At 74.2% G+C, this 7,755-nt stretch carries 8 protein-coding genes; 5 read left to right on the top strand and 3 right to left on the bottom strand.

Features of this window, described 5'->3' with window-relative positions:
* The first annotated feature begins 129 nt into the window (after positions 1–129).
* From L1885_RS19560 to L1885_RS19550, 3 genes are all read left to right on the top strand, one after another.
* Entirely contained in the window at positions 130–861 is a 732-nt protein-coding gene (locus L1885_RS19560; RefSeq protein ID WP_235798457.1) for a class I SAM-dependent methyltransferase, read from the top strand.
* Between the two features lie 10 nt (positions 862–871).
* Positions 872–1,954: a glucosidase family protein gene (locus tag L1885_RS19555; RefSeq protein ID WP_235798458.1), complete on the top strand. Its 1,083-nt coding sequence runs from the start codon at positions 872–874 to the stop codon at positions 1,952–1,954.
* Between the two features lie 164 nt (positions 1,955–2,118).
* A complete protein-coding gene (locus L1885_RS19550) occupies positions 2,119–2,412 on the top strand; it encodes a hypothetical protein (protein ID WP_235798456.1) in 294 nt (97 codons plus the stop codon).
* Positions 2,413–2,491: 79 nt separating this feature from the next.
* On the opposite strand, the gene L1885_RS19545 is transcribed toward L1885_RS19550, so the two are convergent.
* Positions 2,492–3,304 (bottom strand): FadR/GntR family transcriptional regulator, encoded by an 813-nt coding sequence (locus L1885_RS19545; protein ID WP_235798455.1) that lies wholly within the window; start codon positions 3,302–3,304, stop codon positions 2,492–2,494.
* A 185-nt stretch (positions 3,305–3,489) separates the two neighbouring features.
* Between L1885_RS19545 and L1885_RS19540 the strand changes: the two genes are divergently transcribed.
* Together L1885_RS19540 and L1885_RS19535 are read left to right on the top strand one after the other, a co-directional pair.
* The gene (locus L1885_RS19540; RefSeq protein WP_235798454.1) at positions 3,490–4,959 is read left to right on the top strand and encodes a sialate:H+ symport family MFS transporter; all 1,470 of its coding nucleotides are present in this window, start codon (positions 3,490–3,492) and stop codon (positions 4,957–4,959) included.
* A gap of 163 nt (positions 4,960–5,122) precedes the next feature.
* Positions 5,123–5,983, top strand: a complete 861-nt coding sequence (locus L1885_RS19535; protein ID WP_235798453.1) for a maleylpyruvate isomerase N-terminal domain-containing protein — start codon at positions 5,123–5,125, stop codon at positions 5,981–5,983.
* A gap of 121 nt (positions 5,984–6,104) precedes the next feature.
* On the opposite strand, the gene L1885_RS19530 is transcribed toward L1885_RS19535, so the two are convergent.
* On the bottom strand, positions 6,105–6,863 hold the full coding sequence (locus L1885_RS19530) for a hypothetical protein (protein ID WP_235798452.1): 759 nt from the start codon (positions 6,861–6,863) through the stop codon (positions 6,105–6,107).
* Positions 6,864–6,972: 109 nt separating this feature from the next.
* Positions 6,973–7,755, bottom strand: a 783-nt coding sequence (locus L1885_RS19525; protein ID WP_235798451.1) for an N-acetylmuramoyl-L-alanine amidase, incomplete at its 5' end; no start/stop codon positions are given.

Raw genomic sequence — 7,755 nt, 5'->3', positions numbered from 1 at the left:
CCGCGTCCCCGTCGGCTGACCCGAGCCGCGCGGCCCGGCGCAGGCCCGGACCGCCCCGCGGCCGGCGCGCGAGCCGGCCGCACGCACCGCACCCCACCGATCCACCCCCGACCGCGAAAGCAGGCCCCCGTGCTGACCGTGGACTTCACCCGCTTCCCGCTCGCCGCGGGCGACCGCGTCCTCGACCTGGGATGCGGCGCGGGCCGGCATGCCTTCGAGTGCTACCGGCGCGGCGCCCGTGTCGTCGCCCTGGACCGCAACGGCGAGGAGATCCGCGAGGTCGCCCGCTGGTTCGCCGCGATGAAGGAGGCGGGGGAGGCGCCCGAGGGCGCGACGGCAGCCGCCATGGAGGGCGACGCCCTCAACCTGCCCTTCCCGGACGAGTCGTTCGACGTCGTCATCATCTCCGAGGTGATGGAGCACATCCACGACGACAAGGGCGTGCTCGCCGAGATGGTGCGCGTGCTGCGCCCCGGCGGCCGGATCGCGGTGACCGTGCCCCGCTACGGGCCCGAGAAGGTGTGCTGGGCGCTGTCCGACGCGTACCACGAGGTCGAGGGCGGGCACATCCGCATCTACCGTGCCGACGAACTCCTCGGCCGCATCAGGGAGGCGGGCCTCAAGCCGTACGGCAGCCACCACGCGCACGCCCTGCACGCGCCCTACTGGTGGCTCAAGTGCGCGATGGGCGTCGACAACGACAAGGCGCTGCCCGTGCGCGCCTACCACAAGCTGCTGGTCTGGGACATCATGAAGAAGCCGCTCGCCACCCGGGCGGCGGAGCGGCTGCTGAACCCGGTCATCGGAAAGAGTTTCGTGGCGTACGCGACCAAGCCCCGCCCCGCCGCCGTGGGCGGGTGATCCGGTGACCCTGTCGAGCGCCGAGCCCGGCCGTACCGAACACCTCGCGCTGCCCGGCGTCCTGACGGAGGCCCAGGCGATACGCACCGTCGCGGGCATCCGCGCCGTGCAGCGGCCCGACGGCGCGATCCCGTGGTTCCGCGGCCACCACCTCGACCCGTGGGACCACGTCGAGGCGGCGATGGCGCTCGACGCGGCCGGAGCACACGGGGCCGCGGCCGACGCGTACGGCTGGCTGGCGGCACACCAGAACGGCGACGGCTCCTGGTACGCGGCCTACCAGGACGGCGAGAGGGGCCAACTCCCCCTGGAGCAGCACCGGGAGACCAACTTCTGCGCCTACGCCGCCGTCGGGGTGTGGCACCACTACCTCGCCACCGGCGACGACACGTTCCTCGACGCGATGTGGCCGGTGGTGCGCTCCGCGGTCGACTACGTGCTGGAGCTCCAGCAGCCCGGCGGCCAGATCGGCTGGAAGCGGGAGGCGGACGGCACCCCCGTCCACGACGCGCTGCTCACCGGCTGCTCGTCCGTGCACCACGCCCTGCGCTGCGCGCTCGCGATCGCGGCGGAGCGCGAGGAGCCGCAGCCCGGCTGGGAGCTGGCGGCCGGCGCGCTCGGCCACGCGATCCGCTCCCACCCCGAGCGGTTCCTCGACAAGGGCCGGTACTCGATGGACTGGTACTACCCGGTGCTGGGCGGGGCGCTGACGGGTGCGGAGGCCAAGTCCCGTGTCGAGGAGGGCTGGGACACCTTCGTCGTCCCGGGGCTCGGGGTGCGGTGCGTGTCCCCGAACCCCTGGGTGACCGGCGGGGAGAGCAGCGAACTGGCCCTGGCCCTTTGGGTGATGGGGGAGTCGGGGCGGGCGCTGGAGATCCTGCGCTCCATCCAGCACCTGCGGGACGCCGACGGCATGTACTGGACGGGCTACGTCTTCGAGGGCGAGAAGGCCCTCTGGCCTCGTGAGCTGACCACGTGGACGGCGGCCTCGCTGCTGCTCGCCGTCGCCGCGCTCGGCGGCGACGAGGCCACCACCGCGGTCTTCGGCGGCGAACGGCTGCCGCGCGGCATCGAGCCCGACTGCTGCGCATAGGGTCCGGTCCCGGCCGGTGGCATCCGGCGCCCGGATCGTCGACCGTGAGGATCAACGAGGCTTCCATCACAGCCTGTTGGGCCGCACGGCGCTGGGCGGGACGCAATTCCGACGGGCGGGAAGGTGACCGGTTTCACCTCCCCGCGCCGGGAAACACGCCAGTCATGGCCACATATTCACGCAGTGGGAACCGCTCCGCGGCGACGATCATCATCGTCATCGCCGACATCATGGCCCTCATCCTGGGTCTGTGGATCGTGATGTACCTGCTGGACGCCAACCGGGCCAACGACCTGGTGAACTTCATCCAGAACGCTGCCCGTTGGCTCGCCGGCTGGTCGTACGACCTGTTCACCTTCCATGACGCCTGGGCCCGGGTCGTGGCGGGCTACGGCCTCGCCGCCGTGGTCTACCTGTTCGTGGGCCACGGGCTCGCCAACAGGCTCCGCCACCTCTGACCGGCCCACCGGGGCTCCGGCCGGGCCACCGGCCGGAGCCCCGGCCCGCGGGACCTCGCGGACCGGGGGCGCCCGGCGGTCAGCCGGCCGTGCCCGCCAGCCGCGCCCTGATGCCGCGGAAATGGTCGGCGAGCGCCTCGTGCAGGGCCTGTTCGTCCCGCGAGCGCAGGGCCTCCAGGATGCCCCGGTGCCAGCGCGCCGTGGCCGCCGGTGTGTCCGGCGCGCCCGGCAGGTCGGGATCGAGCGCGGCGAAGACCTTCCAGAACACCTGGAGCAGGTCGAGCACCAGCTCGTTGCCGAGCGGCCGGTACAGCGCCTCGTGGAAGGCCCAGTCGTGCTCGGGGGTGAACCGGCCCTCGGCGGCGGCCCGTTCCATCGCGGCCACGTGGCCTTCGAGCGCGTCCGCGTCCAGCAGGTCGTACGCGGCGAGGACCCGGCCGGCGAGGCCGGTCTCCAGCACCTCGCGGACCTCCACCAGGTTGCGGATGTCGCTGTGGTCGCCCCGCACCGACAGCGCCGTGCGGAAGGTCAGCCCGGCCTCCAGCGCGGAGAACGGCACCGAGCCCACGTACGTGCCGTAGCCGTGCCTGATGTCCACGATGCCGACCGCCTCCAGGGCCTTCATGGCCTCGCGCAGCGGATGCCTGCTCACCCCCAGTTCGGCCATCAGCTCCGTCTCGGTGGGCAGCGGCGCGCCCGCGGCAAGGCCCTTCGCCACGATGAACTCCCGGACGGCGGCCTGCAGGGCGCGCTGATTGGCCCGCGCACCGCCCGGCCTGCCCGCCGCGGGCGGCTTGGGTGCCCGGGTGTACCGGGCCCCGCCGGATCCGACGCGCACCACCGAGGCCGCCTCGGGTGCTGCCGGTGCCGGGTGTGCCGCCGTGTCCTCCACACCCGGATTCTAGGGCGGACGTTGCGCGCGGCCGCCCGCCGGGGCGCCCCTGCCCGCCCGGCCAGGAGCCGCCCGCGTGACCGGGCGGTCACGCTCCCGTGCTTGCCAGCTCGCGTCGGCGGGGTTAATTTGCTGAGTCATAGGACATGGGATGTCCTATGTCCCCGTCCCCTGGAGGTCCCGCCGTGGCAACGACGCCGTCAGCCGCCCTCGAGCCCCCGCCGTCCTTCCGCAGGCTCACCGGGCAGCAGCGCAGGGCGTTCTTCGCCGCGTGGCTCGGCTACCTGCTGGACGGGCTCGACTTCGTCCTGATCACCCTGGTGCTCACCGAGGTGGCCCACGACTTCCACCTCGACCTCGCGAAGGCCGCCACCCTCGTGTCGGCGGCCTTCGTCTCGCGCTGGCTGGGCGGCCTCGTGCTCGGCGCGATCGGCGACCGCTTCGGCCGCAAGCCCGCGATGATCATCGCCATCGTCGCGTTCTCCGTCGGCAGCGCGCTGTGCGGCTTCGCCTGGGGCTACTGGTCCCTGTTCGCGTTCCGGGCCGTCGTCGGCCTCGGCATGGCGGGGGAGTACGGGTCGAGCGCGACGTACGTGATGGAGTCCTGGCCCAGGGCCATGCGCAACCGGGCCACCGGCTACCTGCTGTCCGCGTACCCGGTGGGCGGCATCATCGCCGCGCAGGCCTACCGGCTGATCGTGCCGGAGGCGGGCTGGCGCTGGCTGTTCTACCTCGGCATCGTCCCGATCCTCCTCAGCCTCTACCTGCGCCGCTCGCTGCCCGAGGCACCCGAGTGGCAGCGCGAGGTGGGCGACCGGCCGGACGTCACCACGTCGTCCGTGCTCCTCGCCCCCGGCCGGCGGGTGGGGAACGCGCTGCTGACGCTCGTGCTCGCCACGGCCCTCGTCCTGCTGTTCAGCCAGAACTCCTTCGGCGCGGGGCCCTGGCTGAGCGTCCTCGCGGTCCTCGCCTTCGTGGCGTTCAGCGTGCAGGTCGCCGGGCGCGCGTGGCCGGTGATGATCGCGGTCATGGCCACCACGTTCTGCGCGTTCCTGTACTCCTGGCCGATCGCCTCGCTGCTGCCGACCTACCTCAAGAGCAACCTCGGCTACGACCCCGGGCAGGTGTCGAACGCGCTGACCTGGGCCGGGCTCGGATACGCGGTCGGCTCCTGCCTCGCGGGCCTGGCCGGCGACCGGCTGGGCACGCGGCGCACCTACGTGGGCGGACTGTTCCTGTCCCTGGTGTTCCTCTTCCCCGTGTTCGCACTGGGCCGGGGGAGCAGTGTGATCCTGCTGTGGGTCCTGCTCTTCGCGATGCAGGCGAGCAGCCAGGGCATCTCCGGGCTGCTGCCGAAGTACATCGCCGACCACTTCCCGACGCGCGTCCGGGCCGCCGGGCTCGGCTTCTCCTACAACGTCGGCGCCCTGGGCGGCGCGGTGGCCCCGCTGGCGGGCGCCTCGATCGCGGGCAGCATCGGCCTCGGGAAGTCACTGGGACTGCTCGCCGGGATCATGACGGTCGTCGTGGCGCTGATCGTCGGCCTCGACGTGCCGGCGCGGCTGGGCCGGGCGCTGCGGATCGAGCCGGAGGAGACGGTGCCCGCCGGCCCGCCGTCCGGGGCGCAGGAGGGGCCGGTCGCCAGCCCGCGCTGACCGGCCGGCCCCGCGCCGCCGCGGGCCTCCGCACCCGCACGTACGTACGGGCCGCCCGCGGCGGCGGGCACCGGCGCGGGCAGGAGGCCGCGCGGGCCGCGAGGTGCGGTGGCGGGGCACGCGAGCCCGACGAGATCCAGACGAGAGGCCTTAGGGTCCTCGCATGACAGCCCTCGCCCACGCACGCTACTGCGACGAGATCGTCGGCCAGGCCGACGCGTTGTGCGCCCTGCTCGACGCCGCGGGCCCCGACGCTCTCGCGCGGCCCGTGCCGACCTGCCCGGAGTGGGACGCCGCGCAACTCGTGCGGCACGTGGGGGAGTCGCTGCGGTGGATCTGGCACGTGGTGCACACGCGGGCCCAGCGGGACGTGTCCCGCGCGGACGTGCCGTACGTCGACGGGCCGGACGACGCGCGCGAGCTGACGGCCTGGCTGGCCGGCAGCGCCCGTCTCGTGGCGGGCGCGCTGCGGGACGCGGGGCCCGGCGTGCCGGTGTGGAGCTGGGCGTGGGAAAGCAGCACCGGCTTCTGGGCGCGGCGCATGTGCCACGAGGTCGCGGTGCACCGGGCCGACGCGGTGTTCGCGTGCCACGGCGCCGACGCGCCGCTCGACGCCTACCGACTGGAGCCGGCCGTCGCCGCCGACGCGATCGACGAGTGGCTGCGGATCGTGGAGTTCGCCGCCGCCGCCGAGGGCGCGCCGCGGACGCCCCCGGGCGTGGGCGGCACGCTGCTGCTGCACGCCGCGGACGCCCCCGGCGCGCGCTGGCTCGTCGAGATCGGCGGCCCCCGCTTCCGGTGGCGCCGGGGAGACGAGACGGGCGAGGGGGGCGACGAGCGCGAGAACGACGGCAAGGTCGAGAGCGACGGCAGGGCCGGGAAGGCGGACACGGCCGTGGGCGCCCCGCTGACCGCGCTGTTGCTGGCCGCGGTGCGGCGACTGCCCGTGCGCGGGCCCGCGTTCGACGTCACCGGCGACCGCGCGCTGCTCGACTTCTTCCTGGAGACCGCCCGGTTCGGCTGAGCCCCCCCGGGCCCGGGGCCTGCCGCCGCTGCACCCGCCCCAGGTGCGCGGGACCCCACCACGTGCGTGAGGGCCCCCACCACCGGTGGAGGCCCTCACGGGGCGTGCGGGTGCGGGGCGGTCAGCCGCGCTGGATGCCCGTGGTGTCCTGCAGGACGCCCCTGCGGCCGTCCTGGGTCTGGGCGACCAGGCCGGGGCCGCGCTGCTCGACCGCCAGGTACCAGGTGCCCGGGGCGAGTTCGGCGATCGGGGACGGCGAACCGTCCTCCCCGTACAGCGGGCGGGCCACCGGCACCGCGAACCAGAACGGCGAGAACTCCGGCGCGCCGCCGTGCGGCCCCTGGGTGCCCGCGGCGGGTGTGCCGTAGCCGGCGCCCGCGCCGTAGGGCTGCTGGCCCGGGTAGCCGTAGCCGGCGGCGGGCTGGGCGCCAGCGCCGTAGGCCTGCGCCGCCGGCTTGGGCGCGGGCGCGAGCGGCGCCTGCAGGCCGGGCAGCAGCGGCGTGGCGACGGCCGCGAACGCGAGGATCAGGGCCGCGATGAAGCCGAGGACGAGGCCGGCGCCCCGGCTGACGCCGGGCCCGCCGCCGAAGTCGATGATCGTCCACAGCGCCGTCCAGGCCGCGAAGACGCACAGCGCGACACCGAACTGGTGGACGTCGAGCCCGGCCACCTTGCGCGGCTGCGCCGACGAGCGGGAGAGCACGATCAGCCCCGCTCCGATGACACCGCCCACGTACATGCTCATCGCGAGGCCGAGGTTGCCCCACGCGTTGGAGCCGAAGCCGCCGGCCGAGGCGACGTCCAGGAACGACGCGATGAACAGCAGGAGTGCTGCCCCGGCCACCACGCCGTCGCCTCGCATGAGAGAGCGGATGTTCACGTAAATGTCCTTCGTCAGTCGTCTCTTCGGGGCGGCGGGGGAAGCGGGGCACCCCGATCGGGGCTACGAATGTATCCCGCGGGCCCACGCCGCGTCCGCCCGGCGGAATCTACTGCACGTACCTGTCGATGCCTTCGGCCATGCCCAGCGCGGCCTTCTGCCGCCACGCGGCGCTCTTGACCAGCGCCGCGTCCTTCGGGTCGCGCATGTTCCCGCACTCGATGAAGACCTTCGGAACGGTCGAGAGGTTGAGCCCGCCGAGGTCCGTCCTCGTGTCCAACCCCGTTCCCTGGCCGATGTAGTTGGAGCGCTGCGCGCCGGTCACCCGCTGGAACGCGTCCCGCAGGTCCTCGCCCAGCCTGCGCGAGGGCCCCACGATCTTCGCGTTGTCCGCGCCGCCCTGGTCCACCAGGCCCGGCAGGATGACGTGGAAGCCGCGCCTGCCGACGGGGGCGCCGTCCGCGTGGATCGACAGCGCCACGTCCGCCTTGACCCGGTTGCCGGTCTCCGCGCGCTCGGTGACGCACGGCCCCCAGGGCCGGTCGTCGTCGTACGTCAGCACCACCCGTGCGCCCTGTGCCTTCAGCAGCGCCCGCAGCCGGTGGGCGACGTCGAGGTTGAAGTCCGCCTCGGAGTAGCCGGAGTTCGTCGACGTGCCGGTGGTGTCGCACTCCTTGCTGCCGTTGCCGACCTTCACCTGCTTGTTGATCTCGGCGCTGTGCTGGTAGTTGTGCGGATTGTGCCCGGGGTCGATCGCGACGACCTTGCCGGCGAGCGGCTTCGCCGCCGCGCCGCTGCCGCCGCTCGCGCCCGCTGACGGTGCGCCCGGCGACGCCGGGGCGCTGCCGGACGCCGACGCGGCGGAGGAGGTGCCCGGAGCCGCCTGCGCGGG

The sequence above is a fragment of the Streptomyces fuscigenes genome (assembly GCF_021556455.1).
GTDB classification, from domain to species: Bacteria; Actinomycetota; Actinomycetes; order Streptomycetales; family Streptomycetaceae; genus Streptomyces; species Streptomyces fuscigenes.
The sequence above is the reverse complement of the archived record's forward strand: the minus strand, read 5'-3'. Positions and strand labels throughout refer to the sequence as shown.